This is a genomic window from Mycobacterium sp. 1245852.3 (assembly GCF_001669335.1).
GTDB classification, from domain to species: domain Bacteria; phylum Actinomycetota; class Actinomycetes; order Mycobacteriales; family Mycobacteriaceae; genus Mycobacterium; species Mycobacterium europaeum_A.
In genome coordinates this window covers 1-20,552 of record NZ_LZLL01000208.1, presented here as the reverse complement: position 1 = coordinate 20,552, position 20,552 = coordinate 1, and the positions used below count along the sequence as shown (strand labels likewise).

Genomic DNA, 20,552 nt, shown 5'->3' with positions numbered 1-20,552 from the left:
TCCAGCCGGTCCGCGGCCAGAACATCTATAGTGACTTCCTGTCCGAGCGCGGGCCGGGTTTGCACCACATCTGCATGTCGCCGAGGTAGCTCAGCGAGATGCTGGCAAAGAAGTCGGCGGCCTCGCCGCGGTAGCTGCACGCCTCCGGAGCAAAGTGCACCTCGGGTATGCGCACCCACTTGCGCACCCCTAACAGGCCGGTGAGGGCCGTTTCGGTGGCATCCAGGTCGGCGGTGACCCAGGCAATCTGCGTCGGTGATTCGAGGGGAAGCGTCATCGTCTCGCACAATAGTCCAGCCGCCGGGCCGTCAGAAAGGGGCCGAATGACTTTGCCGTGGGCGGCTGCTCCGGCCGCCTGATCACCGGGTGAACACGTTCTAATTATGGTTTGCCGGCGGCCGCCGCGCCCGTCAGTGCCGGCTCAGTACGTCCACCAGCAGCCGCAGCTGGGCCTCGAAGACGCCCTGCGGGTCGGTCAGGGTGTCGGCGCCGTATTGCCCGAATACCTCGAGGCTGATGGCGCCGAGCACACCCGCCCACAGCAAAAAGCACTTGGCCAGCACCTGGTCGTCACCGGGGAACCCGAATTCCTGACGGATCCGGTCGAAGTCCGACGACATCGGTTGCGGGGCAACATCATTGGTTAGCCGGATGTCACCCGTGGCGATTCCCGCCGCGACCGCGTCGAACAGCGCCGCCACCACCCGGGTACCCACCGCAACCGTGCGCTCGGGCGGCGCGTGATATCCGGGCACGGGACTGCCGTACAGCAGGGCCCAGCAGGCCGGGTGCGCGACGGCCCACTCCCGGGTGGCTCGCGCGATGGCGACGACATCGTCGCTCCACAGGTCGCCGACCGACTGACGGGCGCGATCCACGGCATCGGCCAGGTCGGAATAGGCGTCGACGAGCAGCAGGGTCAGCAGTTCGTCGCGGCTGGACACGTAGCGGTACACCGCCGAGGACACCATGCCCAGGTCGCGGGCTATCGCACGCACCGACAGTCCGGCGGCGCCGCGGTCGACCAACTGGCGGCGACCGAGTTCGATGATGCGCGCCTCGATCTGCTCGCGCGATTCCTGGCGTTTGCCCACGCCGCCAGTCTGTCACGACCGAGAACACCGCTCTTGCTTTCCGCGGCGGGTCGTGGCAGCATCGTCGAAACAGAGAGCATCGCTCTCGTTTCGATCGGGATTGCTGAGAGGCCACGACATGTCCACGCGATACGAAGAACCGAACCGGGCCGCGCGCGCCGCCAACCGGGTCATCCGCTGGCTGGCCGAAGCGGGGATCAGCATCGCCGGCACCCGGGCCTTGCGGGTGCGCGGTCGCAAAACCGGAAAGCCGCGCGCCGTCGCGATCAACCTGCTGACCGTCGACGGCGTCGACTACCTGGTCTCCCCGCGCGGCAACACCCAGTGGGCCCGCAATGTCCGGGCGGCCGCCGTCGTCGAGGTGGGCCCCCGCTGGCACCGGCGCAGCCTCCGGGTCAGCGAGGTCGATGACGCGGCCAAGCCCGAGCTGCTGAGGCGCTATCTGGCCCGGTGGTATTGGCAGGTCAAGGGGTACGTCGCCGGATTGACCCCGGACAGCACCGACGAGCAGTTCCGCGCCGCCGCTCCCTCGATTCCGGTGTTCGCGCTGACCCCGATCGGCGCGGCCGGCTTGGCCTAGTGCGCGTTGTCGCGAGCGCGATGACCTAGTGCGCGTTGTCGCGCACGCCGAGATCCTCGCGGACCTCCTGCGACGTGGCCCCCCACGACACCGCGGCGGGCAGGTCACCCCACACGCTGTTGAAGATCCCGACGATCTGTCCCGGGCCGCCGTTGGGCGCCAGGTACACGGGTCCGCCCGAATCGCCGTTGTGGCTTTGCACGCCGTGCGACATGGTGAACCAGCCGTTGTTCACGCTTTCCACCGTCCCGCAGGTTTCCCCGGTGATCACGCCGAAATGGCAGACGGGCTGTCCGGGCGCGAGCGCCAGCCCGGGGTCGGAGACGAGCGGCCGACCGCCCGGCAGGATGTTGTTCGCCGTCACGCTGTTGTCCAGCACGATCGCTTCGTAGTCGCTGATCGTCTGGCTGGTGGACACCGTCGTCCCGCTGGGCGTGTTGTCCCGGAAGGCCGCCATCCGGCCGATGACGGCGCCGCCCCGGTCCGTCACCACTCCGGCCCCGCTACGGCAGTGGCCCGCGGTGAATGCGATCTTGAGAGCGGGGTCGACGTAGCCGAGCGTGCACACCCGGTTGTCCTGGCGTATCTCCATGCCCGGGTACACCATGACGTCGGCTTTGGCCTGCGCGGCCGGCAGCAAGGAGGCGAGCGCTGCGACAGTAGTCGACGCGGCGAATGCGCGCGTTGCCAGTCGATGCACCATGAACTCCGATCCATCGGGCCGATACTGACGGGAGGCGGGGGTCACGGCGTAACCCTCCTCCACGCTCAGCTTTTCGCGCCGGCCCGCGCAAATGTTACAGCGAGGTCACGAGCGGGGTGGTGGCGTCGGCCGGACGGGCCGCCCGCGGCAGCCAGCCCGGCGGGCCGAACACGTACCCCAACCGGTCACGCAGGCGCGTCGCCGAGCGCCAGTCGCGGGCGATCGCGACGTATTCGCGGGTCTGCAACGTCCAGATGTTGAACGTGTCCACCCGCTTGGTGAGCCCGTAATGCGGCCGGAACAGCTCGGGCTGGAAGGTCCCGAAGAGCCGGTCCCAGACGATGAAGATGCCGCCGTAGTTCTTGTCGAGATACACCTTGTCCATTCCGTGGTGCACCCGGTGGTGCGACGGCGTGTTGAAGACGAACTCGAACGGTCGCGGCAGCTTGTCGATGCGCTCGGTGTGGATCCAGAACTGGTAGATCAAGTTCAGCGAAAAACTGAAGAACACCATCCACGGTGGAATCCCCAACAGCGGCAACGGTATCCACATCAGGATCTCGCCGCTGTTGTTCCACTTCTGGCGCAGCGCGGTGGCGAAGTTGTAGTACTCGCTGGAGTGATGGGCCTGGTGCGTCGCCCAGATCAACCGCACGCGGTGCGCGATCCGGTGATAGGCGTAGTAGAGCAGGTCCACACCGAGGATCGCGATTACCCAGGTGTACCAACGGGTCGCGGGCAGCTGCCAGGGCGCCACGTAGGCGTAGATCGCCGCGTAGCCGAACAGCGCCAGCGTCTTCCAGCCGGCGGTGGTGGCCACCGACACCAGCCCCATCGAAATGCTCGCCATCGAGTCGCGGGTCAGGTGCGCTCCCGACGCCGGCCGCGCGGCGTCGACGGCGTCGGCTCCCTCGGCCGTCAGATGTTCCAGCTTTCGGGCGGCGGTCCATTCGAGGGTCAACAGCAGCAGGAAGAACGGCACGGCGAACAGCACCGGATCCCGCATCTGCGGAGGCAGCGCGGCTAGGAAGCCTGAGAGAGCGCTCACACAGGTAAGACTACGACGAGCGCCGCGGTATTCACCTCGCCCTGGTCGGTCGGGCGCCGCCCCGCGGTGGCGCGTCGATCAGCGACGATCGTCGGACTGCGCTTCGTCCCCGGCATACCACTGCACCGCGCGGACGCCGGGCAGCAGCGACAGTTCGGCCACCAGCCGCTCCAGCCGCGCCGGGGCATCGCCGTTCATCAGCAGGTGCGCGGTCAGCGCGACCTCATCGCCGTCCGGGTTGCCGGTGTGGATCCCGCGAAGCGTGATGTCGTTGCTGCCGGCGTGCTGGACGATCTGGGCGCGGGCGTACTTCTCGTGCTTGGGACGGCAGATCACCTGGACCAGATACGGCAGCAGGCTTTCGTCTTCCTCGGCGCTGTTGTCGCGATCGATCAGCCGGCCGAGCGGGCGTCCCAGGACATGAATGCCGACGACGGTGGCGGTGCCGATCAGCGCGAACACCAGGTGCCCGGAAGCCGCCAGCACGCCGATCGCCGCCGAGCACCACAATGTGGCGGCCGTGTTCAGGCCACGGACGTTGACGCCCTCCCGCAGGATCACCCCACCGCCGAGGAAACCGATACCGGACACCACATACGACGCGACGCGCGTCGGGCTGCTGTCGGAGGTGGCGGCCGCGTACAGGACGAACAGGGTGGCGCCTCCGGCGACCAGCGCGTTGGTGCGCAGCCCGGCCCGACGCGCCCGCCATTGCCGTTCCAGGCCGATGAGGGCGCCGCAGCCGACGCCGACGCCGAGCCGGAGCGCGAAATCGAGGGCGCTCAACGTCTCCAACGACACGCTCCTTCCCGGTTGCAAGACGGCGAAGGGAGCTAACCAGATCCGGGTTAACGGCAAGTGGAGCCGACCGAATCGCCGACGTCGGGAGTATCCCCCGCGAACGGCGAGCCCGGGCTAACCGGTTTTGGGCGTCAGGTGGTGCGGACAGTAGGCGCTCGACGCGAGCGCCGCGAATTTGGCCGCGGCGTCCATCGTCATGCCGGGGTTTTGATCCTTGATGTCGCTGACGACCTGCAAACCCGTTTCACCCCTGCCCAGCAAGCCGCATACGGCTTTGGCGGATGCGATGACCTGGCCGGGGCTGCTGTAGGTGATGCCCGAACTGTCGAGGTTTGCCAGAAACGCCCCATCGTCCCCCTCGGGCTCGGCATGCGCGAGCGCCGCGAAGCTGATCGTGCCGATGGCGCCGAGCAGCGCCAGTAGGAGTCTCATACCGTTCGCGCCCTCCTGACCGGGGCGTCGGGCGGGGTCACCGTGGGCTTGTCACCACTGGACACGTGCACCGCATGGATGCCGGGCTTTGTCGACAGTTGGTCGAGCAGAGCGTCCAGGCCGGCCTTATCGACATTCCAGTGCTGCACGGCTTCCGGTTGCTTTTGCAACTTCGCGATGACGTCGTCGAGTTTGACGGGGGCGGTGCTCTTCGTGGCACCGCCGGCCCGGACGCCTCTGCCGCCCACTACTTGCGGCGCGACAGCGCCGAGGGCGCCCCCGGTCAGGCTGCCCAGTGCCATCTGACCGAGCAGGCTGCCTGGGATCGCGGCGGTGGGGGCCGCGGCCAGGCCGGCGGCCGGAAGGCTGCTGGCCAGCCTGATCGCCGGGGTCGCCGAGGCCCAGGTCGGCGGCACCGACAATTTGCCCACAACGTTCGCCTCGCCCACGCCGGCTGATACCGCGCCGGTCAGGCCCGCGCCGGCCGACCGCAGACCGAGCCCTGCACCCAAGGCGGACTTCGGGATTTCCATGCCCTCGACCGGGACTTTGTAGAACATCTTGAACTCGGTCATGGCGAGGTTGATCGGGCTCATGCTGTCGTTGGCGACCGTGCTGAACCGGCCGATGTCGGCGAGGATGCCGAAGGTGTTCTGCCACGTCGTGCCGGCCAGCGGGGAACCCGTGAGGGTGTTGAGCACCTGGTCCCAGAACTCCATGTAGCCGCGGGAAGCGCTGCCGAGGGCCTCGAGTAGCTGGCTGATGATGCCCGACGGTGGGGACGCGGCGTCCGCGGCCGCACCGGTACTGCTTGCTAAAGCGCTGGCCTGGCCCACCGCGGCCGACTGGGCGGCGATTCCCGTCGCGTTGGTGGTCTGGGGTGGCTCGGTGAACAGGGTCAGCCGGGTGGCGGCGGCAGACGCGCTGGCGTAGCCGAACATCGCGGTGGCGTCCTGCGCCCACATTTCGCCGTATTCGGTCTCGGTTGCGGCGATCGCGGTGGTGTTCTGCCCGAAAACGTTGGTGGCCAACAGCATTGCCAATCGTGCGCGATTGGTCGCGATCGCGGTCGGTGGCACCACCGCCGCGAAGGCGCTCTCGTAGGCCGCCGCGGCCGCCGTCGCATGGATGGCCGCCGTCTTCGCCTGCGCCGCGATCGTCGACATCCAGGCCGCGTACGGCGCGGCGGCGGCGGCCATGGCGACCGCCGACGGGCCGGCCCACGCCTCGTTCGTCAGCCCCTCGATGACCGAACTGTAAGACGATGCGGCCGACTGCAATTCGGCCGCTAACGCGTCCCACGCGGCGGCGGCCGTCAGCATCGGTCCCGCCCCCGGACCCAGGTACATCTGGCCAGAGGTGATCTCGGGTGGCTGGAGAGCGAAATTCATCGCGGCGCCCTGGTCACAGCGGGCATGGCGCGTTCTCCATGGTGCGATGGTTCGGTGCCGTCCGAGGTGTCATGTCGAAGGTCCGCTCAATCCGCCGGTACCACAATGATTGTGGCCGTGGTGGCAACGCCATCAGCCGCCGCCGCGAGGCCGGTGGTGCCATTGCTGACGGTGCGCACACCGGCGCCCGCCAAAGCGCGTCCGGCCAGGCTCGCCGCGGCCATCTCGCCGAACATCACCCCTTGCGGCGTCGTGGGGATCGTCGGGATTGGCCCCGTACTCGCGCTCGGCAGTACCGAGGCGACTGTCTTCATCACGGGCGCGGCTGCGGCCCAGCCTTGCGGGACCGACAGCGATCCGACCAGGGTCGCGCGGCCCATGGACCCCGCTACGCCCCCGATCTCTGGTGTCACCGCGGAGACGTAGCCGCCCCGCAACGGAGCCAGCGGCGACAACCCGCCGGCGATGGCCTTCCCGCCGCCGAGCAGTTCGGCGACACCCGGCGCGTTTTGGGCCAGCCCTAAGGCCTGCAGGGACAGCAGCCACCAGCCGCCGGGCAAGATGATCGCCCCGATGGGGCTGTAGGCGCCGGTGATGGCGGCGAAAAATGGCCTGAGGGCGGCGGTGATGGGGTAAATGGCTTCGATGATCGATGCCGCCGGCGTCGCCGCCGCCGCCGAAGGGGTCGACGCCAGGCCTTGCAGCATCGTGGGCAGCGCGTCGATCAGCGCCGGCAGCTGGGATGCGACGTCCGACGCGGCGTTCTGCGCCAGCGCTGCGGATTGCCTCGCCACCGCGGACGAATCAGTCGTCGGCGGCGGCTCAGCGAAGGGCGGCAACTGGGTGGCCGCAGCCGACGCGGCGGCGTAGGCATACATCGCGGCGGCGTCCTGGGCCCACATCTCGGCGTACTCCGCTTCGGCGGCCGCGATGGCCGCGGTGTTCTGGCCGAGGATGTTCGTGGCGATCAGCGTCATCAACAGGCTGCGGTTGGCGGCGATCGCCGGTGGGGGCACGGTCGCCGCGAACGCGGTCTCGTAGGCCATGGCAGCGAGCCTTGCCTGCATCGCGACCTGTTCCGCCTGGGCAGCGGACTGGTTTGCCCATGCCACATACGGGGTGACGGCGGCACTCATCGACGTCGCCGCCGGTCCAAACCAGGACCCGATAGTCATGCCCGAAATCGTCGAACTGTATGCCGCCGCATAGGAATACAGCTCGGCTCCCAGCGCATCCCATGCCGCGGCGGCGGCCAGCAAGGGCCCCGATCCGGCGCCCACGTACATCCGTCCCGAATTGACCTCTGGTGGCAGCGCCCCAAAGTCCACCCGTTGCCTCCCGTCCTCCTCTGGCGCCAGGGTAGGAGCGCATACGCCACCAGCCGGCAAACAAGCTCCGGCTCAAATGGAATTCATGGGATTCACAGGCGGAACATATCTATGTTTCATGTGATTGGAGAGGTGCTCCGCCGCGGTCGAACCCGCCGTCGCTAGGTCAGCGTTTTGCGTAGAGTTGCTGCGGGCAATAGTATTTCGCCGCGATCGCCAGGAAGGACGTGGCGTGATCATTGGTGAGCCCGGGGTTTTCACTCTTGAGCTCGTCCAGCATTTGCGGGCCGAATTCGCCGTTGCCCATCGACACGCACACCGCTTTGGCGAACTTGATCGCCCCGTCAGGGGTCGAGTAGGTGATGCCCGCGCTGCGCAGCGAGGCGAGGAAACCGGCCTCGTCGACGCCGGGTGCCGCCGGGTCGCCATGGGTGAGCGGGGCCAGCGCGATCGCGGCCGAAACGCCGACGCCGAGCGCGAGCAGCAGTCTCATGACCGGTGATTGTCCCATGTTCAGGAGATGACCGCAGCGGCGCGCGGCGCTTCGCAGACATGTTGAGCTGCAGTGTGTTTCACAGGTCAGCGCCGCGGGCGGGCGTCAGGCCTTGGAAAGCTGGTGGGGGCAGTAGTACTTCGCGGAAAGCACGGCGAAATTCGACGCCATCTCCATGTCCATCCCGGGATTGTGGGTTTTCACGTCGTGGACCAGCTCGAGGCCCGATTCGCCGTTGTTCAAGCACGAACACACCGCCCTGCCGGCGGCGACGGCCGACCCCGGGCTGCTGAAGCTGAAGCCGGCCTGCTGCAGCGCGGCGACGAAGCCGCCGTCGTCCCCGTCGGGCACCGGCGGAGGATCCGCGTACGCCGGTGCGGCCAACCCGATCATCACAACGACGCCAAGCAACGCCAGTAGTCTTTTCATCGCTATCACCCTTCCGTCGTGGCGGATTGTCCGTGCCGCTCAACCCAATTGGGCATCGGCGGGTATGACCTTTGACTTGTCGCCCTTCTTCAGATGCACCGCGTGGATGCCCGGCTTCTTGGCCAGCTGCTCGAGCAGCGCGTCGAGGTTCTCTTGATCGACGTTGTGGTGCTGGACGGTTTCAGGCTGCTCCGAGATCTGTGCGACAAGGCGTTTCAGCTGTTCCGGTGATTGCTTGTCTTTGAGGTCCTTGATGGGAGTCATCCGGTTGCGCACACCGGCACGCGCCACCGTGGGTCCACCGGAGCCGACGGCGCTACCGAGCATCCCGGCCAGCCCCATCGAACTGAACAGGCTCCCCTGGCCCAGCGCGGCCGCGGGCACGGCTTCGGTTCCGGCCGCCGACAGCGCGGCCGCAACCGTTCTGATGGCCGGGGTGGACGTGGCCCAGCTCGGCGGGATGGACAGCTTTCCGACCAGGGTGCCGGCGTTGCCCATGCCGGCGATCGGGGTGATCGAGCTGTACAGGGTGCCGCGGCCGAAGCCCAACGCCCCCAGCCCGGCGCCCAGGGCGTCTTTCGGCAGCGCCCCATACCCGATGGGCGGGGCGAACTTGAGCCATTGCGACAACGGAAAGTTGACCAGCAACCCGATGTCGTTGAACTGGGTGGTCAAACCCAGCGGCACCTTCACGGCGTTGTACAAGCCCGTATAGAAGCTCGACCCGCCCGGCAGGCCGTTCAAAAGATTTGTGACGAACTGGTTGTAGAGATAGGCGAGGTTCGCCGGGCCCGAGAACAATCCGCTGTAGGGCAGAGTGGTCGTGGCGGCGCTTGCCGCGGTGTTCGCGACGTTAGCGGCGGGGGTGCTGGCCGCCGAACTCACCGCGGCCGCTTGCATCGGCTCGGCCCCCTCGTTGGTGGTCTTGGGCGCCGGGCTGAACTCCGTCAGGTTGTTGGACGCCGTCGCCGACGAGGCGAAGTAGGTGTCCATGGCGGTGGCGTCTTGAGCCCAGAACTCGCTGTACTGGGCCTCATTCGCGGCGATCGCCGACGTGTTCTGCCCGAACAGGTTGGTGGCCACCAGCTGTGCGAGCAGGGCCCTGTTTTCGGCGATCACCGCCGGCGGCACGTGTGCGGCGAAGGCCGTCTCGTAGGCGGCCGCGGCCTCGGTGGCCTGGATCGCGGATTGGGCGGCCTGCGCGGCGGTCTGCTGCATCCAGGCGACGTACGGGGCGGCCGCGCTCGCCATCGCCAGCGATGACGGTCCCACCCAGGGCCCGGCCGTCAGGCTGGAGAGCACCGACGAGTAAGACGTTGCGGTGGACTGCAATTCGGTGGCCAGATTCTGCCAGGCCGTCGCCGCGGCCACCAAAGACCCCGCGCCCGGACCGCTGTACATCCGGCCCGAATTGAACTCGGGTGGAAAGGCTCCGTAAAACATCTTCGTACCCCTACCTTCGCGTCCGGACGGTCGGTGATTGGCTGCCGTGCGATTGCGTCATCGCGATCACTCCTCGATGCACGGGATCACGATGATGGTGGCCGCGGCCGGATCGGCCTCGGCGGCAACGCCGCCCAGCGAACCCGCTGCCGAGGCGGCACCGCCGGCGGGCCGGGTTGCGGCGGCTGCGACGGCGCGTCCGGCCAGGCTGGACAGGGCCATCTGGCTGAACACGCCCTCTTCACCGGCCAGTGCGGCCGGCGCCGCGGCCATGTTGGTGGGCAGCACCTGGGCGATGGTTCGGATCGCGGGGGCGGCCTCGGTCCAGCCCTGCGGCACCGACATGCTGCCCACCAGAGCGGCTTTGCCCATCGACCCGGATACCTGCCCCGCCCCGACCGCGGAGCTGAGCACGGGTTTGACGGCGTTGGCGCCACTGGTCAGCGGCGCCAACGCCCCAGAAATGGCCTTGGGCCCCGCCAGATAGGCGGCGGCGCCTTGCCCGTTCTGCCCCCAGGCGTAGGCCTGGCCGAATGACAGGAATGGACCGCCCGGGATGCTGGTCCAGGACTGCGGGGAGAACGGCCCGGTGGCGACCGACCAGAACTCGTTCCAATTCGTTATCGCACTCGGCAGGGTGAGTGACGAACCGGACGCCGCCGTTGTCGTGCTGCTGGCGTTGCTCGCGGCCTGCGCCGCGGGCTGCATCGTGCTGCTCAGTTGCGCCAATTGGCTGGCGGTGTTCGAGCTTGACTGCCCGGTGCTCTGGGCGACCGCGGCCGCCTGCGTGGGGCCCGCCGAATCGTTGGTGGTCCGCGGGGGCTCGACGAACGGGGTCAGCTGAGCGGCACTAGCTGAGGTCGCCGCGTACGTGTACATCGCGGCGGCGTCCTGCGCCCACATCTCCATGTAGTGGGCTTCGGTGGCGGCGATCGCCGGCGTGTTCTGGCCGAGGATGTTGGTCGCGATCAACGTCGCGAGCAGGGCGCGGTTGGCGGCGATCACCGGCGGCGGAACCGTCGCGGCGAAGGCGGCCTCGTAGGCGCCGGCCGCGAGTTTGGCCTGGGCGCCTGCCTGTTCGGCTTGCGCGCCGGTGGCATGGATCCAGGCCACGTAGGGTGCGGCGGCGGCCGCCATGGCGATCGAGGATGGTCCCGTCCACGGTCCCGTTGCAAGCGTCTCGATGGTCGAGCTGTACGACGCCCCGGTGCTTTGCAGCTCGGCGGCCAATTCATCCCATGCCGCGGCAGCGGCCAGCAGCGGCCCCGAGCCCGCACCGACGTACATCCGCCCCGAGTTGTATTCCGGCGGATAAGCCCCGAAATCCAACATCTAGGGCCTCCGATCCCTCATCTGGCGGCTGGCGCACGCAGCGCTCCATGGCCGCGACATCGACACAATGGCGACACCTCGCAAGGAGTGCGACGGAATTGTTATAAGACACATGTACAAACCTCATGTGCTGCAGGCAACAAAGCCATACCGCTCCTAGCTGTAAATGCATGCCCGAATGGCATATGAACAACTGGTCAAGCCACGCTGCTATTGCACTGACGATGCTGACCAACGCTTATTCGGTGGGCGTTCCCATCAGGTAAACGTTTGTTAAACAAATGTGTTTGCAACGGCTTGACCAGTGTGAGAACGCTGCATAGCAACGTTGAGTTAGTGGTGTAAATCACGTGGTAAAGCCAAATGCGGGCAGCATCGACCGACGGCTTGATACAACTCAATCCGTGAATGTCTAACTCGCGTATTCTGAATGTTCTGAATGCATAGCCGGCACCATTGCCGACGTTATAAACTACGCTCAGAAGCTACCGCTGTGGTCTCCGATCGCGAATCTTCACAACCTCCTATATCGGTTCAAGAAATCATTAAGCGCGATATTGTGCGGACCGTCGGAATAGCGCCCCGGACATCCCGGCATTGCCGCGGAAGGTAACTGGAACTTGAGGACCGACGCCCGTGGTGACCTTCCGACTGGCGAGCCGAGCAGCGGCGCTCCACGGGACACCGGTAGTAACCGGCACATCACGAACGACGGCCCGATATTCGGCGTCCGAGAGCGCGGCCCGGGCGCGGATCAAAGCACCTCGGGCAGCTATAGCGCCGGACTGATAATTGATCGTCACAACCGTTCTCCTCAGGTTCCCTCATACGAGTAGACGCGGTCACTCTGCTGTAGCACTGATTAGCTACTGGCAGTTTCCTGGAAGGCCGTTTCTGCAGATCACTGCCGACTTCCGGTCTCACTGGAAGCAGCGACAACGGACGATGAGACGTTGCCGAACAGCCCGCCATTGTGGATCGCGCGCCGGATAAGGGATCGACGGCCGGGGCATCACGAAGCCGGCCCGTCCCCGGCGCGGATTGGGCAGGGCGACGACGTCAGCGACGCGCCACCCGCTGCTCGTCGGCCTCCGGTGTGGGCGTTAGCCACTGCTGTGCGGGTTCGTTCCGCCATCGCTGGTGGAGAGACGGTCGGGACAGTAGGCGCTGGCGGCGGCCTGGACGAAAAGGGCGGATTTTGCTGCGGTAAACGCCGGGTTGAGCTCATGGACGTCCCTGATGATGTCGAGCTCCGTGGTCCCTGAGTTGGCCAAGTCGCATACCTTTTGCCCCGCCTTTATCGCGCGGTCGGGGTTCGAGTAGGTGATACCCGCCTTGTTGAGCGCGGCAAGGAATGCGTCGTCGTCGGAGTCGGCGTGCGCTGGTATTGCCGTGCCGACCACGGCAATGACGGCGGTCAGAATCGGTAGGTACCTCATGTCGGAATTCCCTCGCTTTATCCGGCGGCCGGTGGGCGACCCATGATGCGGGGGCGAAACCCGTACATCGGCTCGGAGAACTCGTCCTCGTGCCCACCGGGGAGGCCCGCCAGCGGCACACCCGGCATGCCGACTGCCCCGGCCTGTTCCATCACCATCGGGGTGGCAGAGCCGAACCCGTGATAAGCGCCTAGGCCGACCTGGGTCGTCGCCGCCACTGGCGTGATTGCCGCTCCAGCCGCACCCCAGGCCGGCGGAACCGACAGGGCCCCGACCAGACTCGCCTGTCCGACGCCGGCTACCGCTGCCACGCCGGGCGCGGTCACCGACGCCAGGTTGGCGGTGCCCCCAAGGCCGGCGGCCAGCACCCCCAGTCCCGACGTGCTTGCGTCTACCGCATTCAAGGACGAGATGGAATTCATGTTGACCGCCGAATCGACGAACGACGTCGGGTTCAACAACCCGCTGGTGGTAAACGCGTTGGACAAGTTTGCGACCGAGGCGTTGTTGAGGAAGCTCCCAAATACGTTGCCGTCGGATCCATCCAAAAAGTTCATGAGTCCCGCCAGCCCGGGCTGGCCGGAGCCGTTGGTGTTGGGCGCGAGTCCCAGCCATGCAAGCAGTCCCCCCGACGGGTCGCTGGCGCCGGTCGCGGCGTTGGCTTGAGCGACCGTGGCGGCTTGCTGCGCGTTGCCGCCGCCGGTGGTGCCGGACCGCGGCTGTTGGAACGGGGTCATTTGAGTTGCCGCGCGCGAGGCGGTGCTGTAGGTGGTCATCGCGGCGGCGTCTTGCGCCCACATCTCGCCATATTGGGCCTCATTGGCCGCGATCAATCCAGTGTTCTGGCCGAACAGGTTGCTCGCCACCAAGTTGGTCAGCTGCGTGCGGTTGGCCGCGACGAGGGCCGGGGGCACGGTTGCGGCGAACGCGGCCTCGTATGCGGCCGCGGCGGCGTTGGCTTGGGTACCGGCCCGCTCCGCCTGGACGGCGGTGTTGTTGAGCCACTCGACGAACGGTGCCACCGACGCCGACATTTTCGCCGAGGACGGTCCGAACCAGGATTCGCTGGTGAGCGCCGCGATCACCGATTCATAACTGGTTGCAGCGGAACGCATTTCAGCGGAAATGGCGTTCCACGCGGCGGCGGCGGTCAGCATCGATTCCGAGCCGGGGCCGGAATACATTCTGGCCGAGTTGATTTCGGGTGGCAATCCCGCATATAGCGACATGACATCTTCTCCAGAGTTCTCAGCCGGCGGCCGGCGGACGTGGCATGACGACGGGCCGGAACCCGTATTTGGGGATGGCGCGGCGCAGTCGCCGACCGGTGCTACCCACCGGCCCCGCGACACCTCCGGGCCCGCCCGCGGCCGGGGCTGCCGTCGTGTCGGTGAGACCGGTGACGCCGGTGGCCTGGACGGCCGTTTGACCAGGGTTGATATTGGCCGTCGACGTCCAGCTCTGCGGCACGGACAGCGACCCCACCAGATGCGCATTGCCCACCCCGCCAGACGCGCCGCCCAGGCCGGCCGACCCCACCGTGCTCGACGCCAGGTCGGCACTCGTCATGCCTTCGGCGTCGGCGGCGAAATCCGCGAGGCCCCCCAGCGTCGTCGCATGCTGGGCCGCCAGGACGCCCTGGACCGAGGAAATGATGAACTGCGGGTTGAAGGGACCGCCGGCCAGCGCGCCATTGACCACGGCCGTGCTGAAGAAGTTGCCGTTCGTGAACGTACCGAAAGCGGAATTATCCGATCCGCTCAGCAGGCCGGCCAGATACGACGACACCGAACCGGGCGACGAGATACCGCCCCCGCCCGACGACACTGCCGACTGCACCGAACCCGCTGGCGTTTGGGCCGCCTGGGCCACGGTGTTCGCCTGCGCCGCCACCCCGTCGGTATTCGCCGTGGACGGCGGCGCAGCCAACGGAGCAAGTTGGGACGCGGTGCTCGAAGCGCTGGCGTAGCCGTTCATCGCGGCCGCATCCTGCGCCCACATTTCGGCATACTGCGCCTCGGTGGCCGCGATCGCGGGCGTGTTCTGGCCGAACACATTGGTTGCCACCAGCGCGGCCAACTGAGCGCGGTTAGCCGCGATCACCGGCGGTGGCACCGTCATGGCAAAGGCCGACTCGAAGGCGCACGCTGCCGCGAACGCCTGGCCGCTGGCCTCCTCAGCCTGCGTGGCGGTGCCGTCCAGCCAGGCCAGATAGGGCGCGGCCGCGGCCAACATCGACATCGAGGACGGCCCCAGCCAACCCGAACCGGTCAGTTCGGTCACCACAGACCCGTAAGCGGCTGCGGCGGAGCGCATCTCCGCGGCCATCGTGCTCCATGCCGCGGCGGCGGCCAGCATTGGGCCCGATCCGGGCCCCGAATACATTCTGGCCGAGTTGATTTCCGGCGGCAGCGCCGCAAAATCCAACATGATGCATTCCCAACGATTTCAGCGGGCCGAGGCTGCGTTGATGGCCTCGGTGGCCGCATACGAGCCGGCGCTGGCCTGCAAGGTGATCACGAAGTTCTCGTGTAGCGCCGCTGCCTGAGCGCTCAACGCCTGGAACAGCTGGCCGTGTCCGGCGAATTGCGCCGCCGTCAGCATCGACACCACATCCGCTGCGGCAGGCACCACCCCGGTCATCGGGGCCGCGGTGGCCGAGCTCTGCGCGGTCAGCGCCGAACCGATCTCTTGCAGCCGGCTGGCGGCGACGGCCAGCGAATCAGGCTGTGCGGTAACAAAGTTCATCACAAATCTCCCCACCAAGAAAGGAGGCGAGCCAGGATCCCTGGCCGCGCCGGGGCGCGCATCAGCGCCACACGTCAGTGAGCGCGCGCGTTACGAAAGGTGGCTAAATACAAGCCAATTCAGGAAATATCGATGCCGAGGTCGGATCGAAGCGAAATGGTCATCGATCTGGAATACGGACTGTCGTCGGGACTCACGTCGCTCTCACCTCCTCCAAGCCAGGGCACGCAGGGGTGCCACACGGTGCACACGGGGAGGAGCAACCAGGCGAAACGGCCGGCTGCGGCACCCCTCTCGTCAGAGCTTCGGCACCACACGGCGTATCCGGCTACCTGAAGCCGGAAGCCACTTGGGCTCAACCCTTAATCCGGGAAGAGCTGTCCTGACCCTGGGCGTCTTTCGACGTTCGAGGTCAGTGGCCTATGTCCGTGCAGACGCCTCACCTAGCGAGGTGCTTGCATTGGCCATGGTGGCACTCGGCGGTCGTCGAGTCAAGCTGAAGGACAACGCATCCGCAACGGTTCACGCGCCCGTTACCTGGGGGCGCGCGCAATGGCGGCCACCGGACGGGCCAGGACCCGGGTTAGTCCGCCTTCTTCTCGGCGACCGCCGCGCTGAGACCCTCGGCCAGATCCTCCCGCGTCAGTTCCTTGAACCGCAGCAGTTGACGTTCGCTGAATTCGGTCACGTCGCTGGCCAGCACCGCATCCAGGTCCTCGTCGTCCAGACGGAAACTGCGGTGATCCCGGGCCTTCTCCACCACGTTGCGCACGAAACCGGCGTTGCCGAGCGTATCGATGCCGCGGATGAGATCGCCGTCCTCGGAATAACTTTCGTCGAGATAGAACTTTGTGTACGACGGCAGCAACGCTTGGGCCGACTCATCGGTGATGACGTCTTCGTTCTCCTGGCCCATCAACCGCGTCAGCGCGACCAGCTCGTCCGGGGTGTAACTGAAGAACTCGATGACGGTCGAAAACCGCCGTCGCAGACCCTGATTCACTTCCAGCATTTTGTCCATGGCCTTGGCGTAACCGGCGCCGAAGACCACCAGCTCGTCGCGGTGGTTCTCCATGTACAGCAGCAGCGTGTTGATGATCGCGTTGCCGTACGGGTCACCCTGCTGGTAACCCTTCTCGTGCAGCGTGTGCATCTCGTCGAAGAAGACCGCGCCACCGAGGGCGCCCTCGAGCATCTCCTCGGTGTTCTTCTCCGCGTCGGCCATGTACCGCCCCAGCAGCTTGGTGCGGCTGGTCTCCACCACCACGGGCTTGCGCAGCACGGTCAACCCGCACAGCTGCTTGCTGAAAGCCCTTGCCACCGAGGTCTTTCCGGTGCCAGGCGGTCCGAGCAACAGCGTGTGGCGCGAGGTCACGGGCACCGGGAGGCCCATCTTGGCGCGCGCCAGGTTCACCTTGGTCGTCGACTTGATGAGCTTGATCTCGCGCTTGGCACGTTCCATGCCCAGCATGGCGTTGAGCTCGGCGTCGCCCTCGGCCAGGTACTTCGCCGCCTCTTCGGCGTGACGAGCGGCCTCGGTCTCGGCCCGGGTCGGCGCGCTGTCCTGGTCCCACGGGTCGGTGCGGGCCTCGATCGTTTCCGGGTCGGTCAAGACCAGCCGATAGTTGGGGTTGTCCAGCGCCTCGCGGGCCGGCGTGAACTTCGGGTCCCGCGAGTACACCCGCCGCAGCAACTCGACGGCCTCGTCCTCGCGGCCGAGGTGCCGCAGGCACATCCCCTGGGTGTACAGGGCGATGTTGGCCGCGCCGGGCACCCGGTCACCTTCGATGGCGTCCTGACCGCGGCGCAAGGCCTCCTCAAACACACCCAGCGAAGCCAGCGCCGTGGTGGCCATCGCGGCACCCGCGGCCTTCAGCTCGGGCTGCCGCCAACTCTTGCCCTCGGCGAACTGGTTGAGCACATCCGGCCACCGAGCGGTGCGGAAGTACAGCACGCCGCGCACGTAGCTGACGAGTTCCTCGTCGACGGGCTGGCGGGGCTCGACGCTGTCGATGAGTTTCGCGGCTTCCTCGTAGCGTTTCGCTTCGGCCAGGACCGCGGCGTACGCGCACGCCAACGTCTCGACGCTGGTCACCGCCAGCCGCAGGAACAGCCCGTCGGAGACCTCGGGACGGAACTGCAGCTCGGTGACCCCGAGGCGGCGAGTTTCCCAACCGAACGTCCGGATGGCCGACCACGCGCCGGAGAGCACGTCAATGCTCTGCTCCCCCACCAGGATTCGCGCCAGCCAGGCGTCACACATGCCCGGATCCAGGTTGGTCGCGGTGGCGAACATCTGCGCCGCGACCTGCGGGTTGTGGCTGGGCTGCAGCCCGTTGACCGAGACGCCGGAGGCCAACAGGCCGGCGACCATCGCGTTGCGGGCGCCTTCAGCGGTGGATTGCGGCCTCGTCATTGCGCTACAGGTACGCCCGCCGAGCTCCCTCGCAGCTGGTCGACGGATAACGCAAGGTCTTCATCGTCGGCGCGCAGTGGACGACTCGGCACCACCAGCAGGGGGCGCGCCGTGGGGGCGGGCAGGCTGGCGCGCACCGCGGCCAGCTGGCGTCCGGTGAGACGGTTGAGCCCCGACGCGACGTTCCTGCGCAACCGCTTCTCGGTGTGGTAGCGAACCCAAGCCGATACCTGCGGCCGGCCGCCGCGCGAGGTGAGCCGGATGGTCAGCACGGTCGCGACGGTCTCGTCGTCCCACAGCTCGTCCAGCTTCTCGGTGGTGATGTCGGACGGCGACAACCACAGGCTGGTGACGAAACCGTTGAAGTGCTTGAGGCGTCGCCACCCGGGACGGCTCCAGGTCGGTTCCAGATCGGCCAGCACCGCCCGGTCGACCTCGGCGAGCTCGTCGGCCGTCAACGGCCGGGCCGCACAGGTCAGCCCGTCGAGGTCCTGGGCGAGCCGCTCGGTGGCCGCCACCAGGGTGGACGCCAGCGAATCGCGGGCGGCCACAGCGGCGACGTTGCGCTGCGGGTTCATCCGCAACACCAGCCAGGTGCGGCGAATGTAGGAGGTGGGCTGGTCGTGGGCCACCTCCCACTCTTCGGGCCCCCAGTCGTCCAGCTTGGACAACTCCGCGGCTCTGGCTTCGGGGCCGCCGCGCCGGACCTTCACCGACACGATGTCGATGTCGTCGAGGTGGATGTCGAACTGGCGCAGTCCCGACGCGACCGCCGACACCAGCAGCGTGGGGGGCGAATTGCGGTGCCGAAGCCGCGAGGCCGACTCCTCGTCACCCCCGTTGATCGCGATCACCGTGACCAACTGGCCGTCGTGCTGGCGCACGCCGACCGTGTCGCGCCCGTATTTGCGTTGGTGATCGAGGGCCGGGGTGCAGCCGGCGGCCAGCGCCGAACCCGGGTCGGCGGACCAGTCCCACAGCCACGTGGCCAACCCCGAGGTCACCGTCAGCCCGTGATAGGTGACCAGCGACAGCAGCGTCACCAGCAGGGCCAGACCGACGCCCACCCAGAACGCGATGCGATACGTGCCCTGCCAGGACTCGGGGCAGTGGCTGGCCACCACCATGATCACCACGTCGACCAAGAACACCGCGGTCAGCCGCGGCCACGTTAACGACAACCCAAATCTGCGCTGAGCCTTCATGAGTGTTGCTGCTCCGCCCCTATTGCTGTTTCCGCGATCGCTTCATCAGCATCGCCGTACCGAACACTCCGCCGCCGATGAGTAGCGCCCCCAGCAAGCCGCCGGCGGCCACCCACACTGGCACCATATCCCGGTGCGGCACGGGTTTCGGAATGTTCAGCGGTGCCGACAGCTGCTGCGGCGGTTTCACCGGACCGTCGGGCACGTCCCAGGTCAAAGCCGCCACCGGGTCGACGACACCGTGACCGACCTGGTTGTCCACGCCTCGTGCCGGCGCCCGGGCGGTGCGCGTCAACCGGTTGATGACCTGATACGCCGATAGCTGCGGGAACTTCGCCCGCACGAGCGCGGCGACCCCGGACACGATCGCCGCCGAGAAGCTGGTGCCGGACGGGACCAGCAGCGTGTTGTCGGGTCCGTCGATCGCGTTGATCAGCCCGTCGTCGCGGGGCGACAGACCGATGACGTCCGTTCCCGGTGCGGCGATCCCGACCCACGGTCCGGCCACGCTCGTCGACGCCTGACCCTGGTTGCCCTGGCTGAGCGGGCGGCCGTCGTTGTCCACGGCGCCGACCGTCAGGACGTAGTCGCTGAACCAGGACGGCGTCACGACCGTGGTGACCGCATTCCAGTTGCGAGGATCGTTGGGCTGCAACGGATCATGCGGCGGGTTCTGCTTGCAGTCCTTCTTGCTGGTGTCACCAGCGGCGGCCACGATGACGGCGTTCTTGTCGACGGCCGCGTAGCGCACCGCCGCGCCCAGCGAGCGCTGGTCGATGATGTTGCGCGCGCTCATGCAGGTCACGTCGGAGATGTTGATGACCTGAGCCCCCATGTTGGCGGCGTGCACGATCGCCCGCGCCATCGTCTGCACGTTGTCGATCTTCGCCGAGGTCTGCGGATCCTCGTCACCGGTGTAGGCGTCCTTGAGGCCGAAGGCCTGGCTGGATTGCCGGATCGCGATGATGTCGACGTCCGGAGCCACCCCGCTGAACGCGTCCGGGCCCGCCTTGGGGGCCGGCGGCGGCGACGGCGGCGGGGGCGGCCGCGGTGACCTCGAAGGTCTCCTCGAACTTCTTGACGAAGTCCGAGAGCTCCAGCAGCGTCATTTCCTTGAACGCGTCGAGCAGGTCGTCGGTAGACATCTTTGCCATGGTGTGGGTCCTTCCTGGTTGGGGTTCGGGTTTATTCGGCTTCGGCCGGGGTCTCGGCGGGGGCCTCGGCGACGGGTTCTGCGGCCGCTGCCGGAGCCGCAGGGGCTTCTGAGCCGGGTTGGGAGGCCTTCTTCTCCTGCAGCGCGGCCGCCAGCCGGGCGACCTGCGAGGCGGGCGCGTTGAAGAGCCCGGCCGCCTTGGCCAGGTTGCCCTTCATGGCGCCGGCCAGCTTGGCCAGCAACACCTCGCGGGACTCGAGGTCCGCGATGCGTTCCACCTCGGCGACCGTCAGCGGGTGGCCGTCCATGTAGCCGCCCTTGATGACCAGCGCCTTGTTCTCCCTGGCGAAGGTCTTGATGGCCTTGGCGGCGTCGACCGGCTCGCCCCGGACGAACGCGATGGCCGTCGGGCCGGCGAACAGCTCGTCGAGCCCCTCGATCCCGGCGCACCCCACGCAGGAGGAGGGCCCGTGGCACCTGCTGCCCAAGGGGCCGGTGCTGTGCTCGTCGGAGGCAG

19 protein-coding genes, 3 pseudogenes and 1 riboswitch are annotated in these 20,552 nt (G+C 67.4%); of the genes and pseudogenes, 1 reads left to right on the top strand and 21 read right to left on the bottom strand.

The window, feature by feature from the left end:
* Positions 1–67: 67 nt before the first annotated feature.
* Positions 68–277, bottom strand: a pseudogene (locus tag A9W96_RS09635) (VOC family protein); the annotation flags it as partial.
* Positions 278–410: 133 nt separating this feature from the next.
* Positions 411–1,094 (bottom strand): TetR/AcrR family transcriptional regulator, encoded by a 684-nt coding sequence (locus tag A9W96_RS09630; RefSeq protein ID WP_067139283.1) that lies wholly within the window; start codon positions 1,092–1,094, stop codon positions 411–413.
* Between the two features lie 118 nt (positions 1,095–1,212).
* On the opposite strand from A9W96_RS09630, the gene A9W96_RS09625 reads away from it, so the two are divergent.
* Positions 1,213–1,674 carry a nitroreductase family deazaflavin-dependent oxidoreductase gene (locus A9W96_RS09625; protein ID WP_067139280.1) on the top strand — a complete coding sequence of 154 codons (462 nt, stop codon included), beginning with the start codon at positions 1,213–1,215 and terminating at the stop codon, positions 1,672–1,674.
* A gap of 25 nt (positions 1,675–1,699) precedes the next feature.
* Here A9W96_RS09625 and A9W96_RS09620 read toward each other — a convergent pair whose 3' ends face one another.
* The 19 genes and pseudogenes from A9W96_RS09620 to rplJ form a co-directional block, all read right to left on the bottom strand.
* Positions 1,700–2,377, bottom strand: coding sequence for a hypothetical protein (locus tag A9W96_RS09620; protein ID WP_066872695.1), 678 nt, complete (start codon positions 2,375–2,377; stop codon positions 1,700–1,702).
* Between the two features lie 94 nt (positions 2,378–2,471).
* Positions 2,472–3,425 (bottom strand): sterol desaturase family protein, encoded by a 954-nt coding sequence (locus A9W96_RS09615; protein WP_067023982.1) that lies wholly within the window; start codon positions 3,423–3,425, stop codon positions 2,472–2,474.
* Between the two features lie 78 nt (positions 3,426–3,503).
* The gene (locus tag A9W96_RS09610; RefSeq protein ID WP_066872826.1) at positions 3,504–4,220 is read right to left on the bottom strand and encodes an MgtC/SapB family protein; all 717 of its coding nucleotides are present in this window, start codon (positions 4,218–4,220) and stop codon (positions 3,504–3,506) included.
* A gap of 120 nt (positions 4,221–4,340) precedes the next feature.
* Positions 4,341–4,658: a DUF732 domain-containing protein gene (locus A9W96_RS09605; RefSeq protein ID WP_066872689.1), complete on the bottom strand. Its 318-nt coding sequence runs from the start codon at positions 4,656–4,658 to the stop codon at positions 4,341–4,343.
* Positions 4,655–6,049, bottom strand: coding sequence for a PPE family protein (locus A9W96_RS09600; RefSeq protein ID WP_067139277.1), 1,395 nt, complete (start codon positions 6,047–6,049; stop codon positions 4,655–4,657). The genes A9W96_RS09605 and A9W96_RS09600 overlap by 4 nt, the downstream gene beginning before the upstream one ends.
* An 86-nt stretch (positions 6,050–6,135) precedes the next feature.
* Positions 6,136–7,377 carry a PPE family protein gene (locus tag A9W96_RS09595; RefSeq protein WP_082972117.1) on the bottom strand — a complete coding sequence of 414 codons (1,242 nt, stop codon included), beginning with the start codon at positions 7,375–7,377 and terminating at the stop codon, positions 6,136–6,138.
* A 166-nt stretch (positions 7,378–7,543) separates the two neighbouring features.
* Positions 7,544–7,870: a DUF732 domain-containing protein gene (locus A9W96_RS09590; protein WP_066872679.1), complete on the bottom strand. Its 327-nt coding sequence runs from the start codon at positions 7,868–7,870 to the stop codon at positions 7,544–7,546.
* Between the two features lie 105 nt (positions 7,871–7,975).
* Positions 7,976–8,299: a DUF732 domain-containing protein gene (locus tag A9W96_RS09585; protein WP_066872676.1), complete on the bottom strand. Its 324-nt coding sequence runs from the start codon at positions 8,297–8,299 to the stop codon at positions 7,976–7,978.
* 39 nt (positions 8,300–8,338) lie between these two features.
* Positions 8,339–9,742 carry a PPE family protein gene (locus A9W96_RS09580; RefSeq protein WP_067139271.1) on the bottom strand — a complete coding sequence of 468 codons (1,404 nt, stop codon included), beginning with the start codon at positions 9,740–9,742 and terminating at the stop codon, positions 8,339–8,341.
* A gap of 66 nt (positions 9,743–9,808) precedes the next feature.
* Positions 9,809–11,074, bottom strand: coding sequence for a PPE family protein (locus A9W96_RS09575; protein ID WP_067139268.1), 1,266 nt, complete (start codon positions 11,072–11,074; stop codon positions 9,809–9,811).
* Positions 11,075–12,177: 1,103 nt separating this feature from the next.
* The gene (locus tag A9W96_RS09570) at positions 12,178–12,513 is read right to left on the bottom strand and encodes a DUF732 domain-containing protein (RefSeq protein WP_066872668.1); all 336 of its coding nucleotides are present in this window, start codon (positions 12,511–12,513) and stop codon (positions 12,178–12,180) included.
* A gap of 17 nt (positions 12,514–12,530) precedes the next feature.
* Positions 12,531–13,742 carry a PPE family protein gene (locus A9W96_RS09565; protein WP_067139265.1) on the bottom strand — a complete coding sequence of 404 codons (1,212 nt, stop codon included), beginning with the start codon at positions 13,740–13,742 and terminating at the stop codon, positions 12,531–12,533.
* Between the two features lie 19 nt (positions 13,743–13,761).
* The gene (locus tag A9W96_RS09560) at positions 13,762–14,943 is read right to left on the bottom strand and encodes a PPE family protein (RefSeq protein ID WP_067139262.1); all 1,182 of its coding nucleotides are present in this window, start codon (positions 14,941–14,943) and stop codon (positions 13,762–13,764) included.
* Between the two features lie 18 nt (positions 14,944–14,961).
* On the bottom strand, positions 14,962–15,261 hold the full coding sequence (locus A9W96_RS09555) for a PE family protein (RefSeq protein WP_066880855.1): 300 nt from the start codon (positions 15,259–15,261) through the stop codon (positions 14,962–14,964).
* A gap of 282 nt (positions 15,262–15,543) precedes the next feature.
* Positions 15,544–15,719, bottom strand: a riboswitch (M-box (ykoK) riboswitch).
* A 125-nt stretch (positions 15,720–15,844) separates the two neighbouring features.
* Positions 15,845–17,677 carry a type VII secretion system ESX-5 AAA family ATPase EccA5 gene (gene eccA5 / locus A9W96_RS09550; RefSeq protein ID WP_066872655.1) on the bottom strand — a complete coding sequence of 611 codons (1,833 nt, stop codon included), beginning with the start codon at positions 17,675–17,677 and terminating at the stop codon, positions 15,845–15,847.
* Positions 17,674–18,882 carry a type VII secretion protein EccE gene (gene eccE / locus A9W96_RS09545; protein WP_066872652.1) on the bottom strand — a complete coding sequence of 403 codons (1,209 nt, stop codon included), beginning with the start codon at positions 18,880–18,882 and terminating at the stop codon, positions 17,674–17,676. The genes eccA5 and eccE overlap by 4 nt, the downstream gene beginning before the upstream one ends.
* 19 nt (positions 18,883–18,901) lie before the next feature.
* Positions 18,902–19,945: pseudogene (locus A9W96_RS09540) on the bottom strand (S8 family serine peptidase); the annotation flags it as partial.
* A pseudogene (locus A9W96_RS30310) lies at positions 19,899–20,036 on the bottom strand (50S ribosomal protein L7/L12); the annotation flags it as partial. The pseudogenes A9W96_RS30310 and A9W96_RS09540, both read right to left, overlap by 47 nt.
* A gap of 31 nt (positions 20,037–20,067) precedes the next feature.
* On the bottom strand, positions 20,068–20,552 hold a 485-nt coding region (gene rplJ / locus A9W96_RS09535; protein ID WP_231999641.1), incomplete at its 5' end, for a 50S ribosomal protein L10.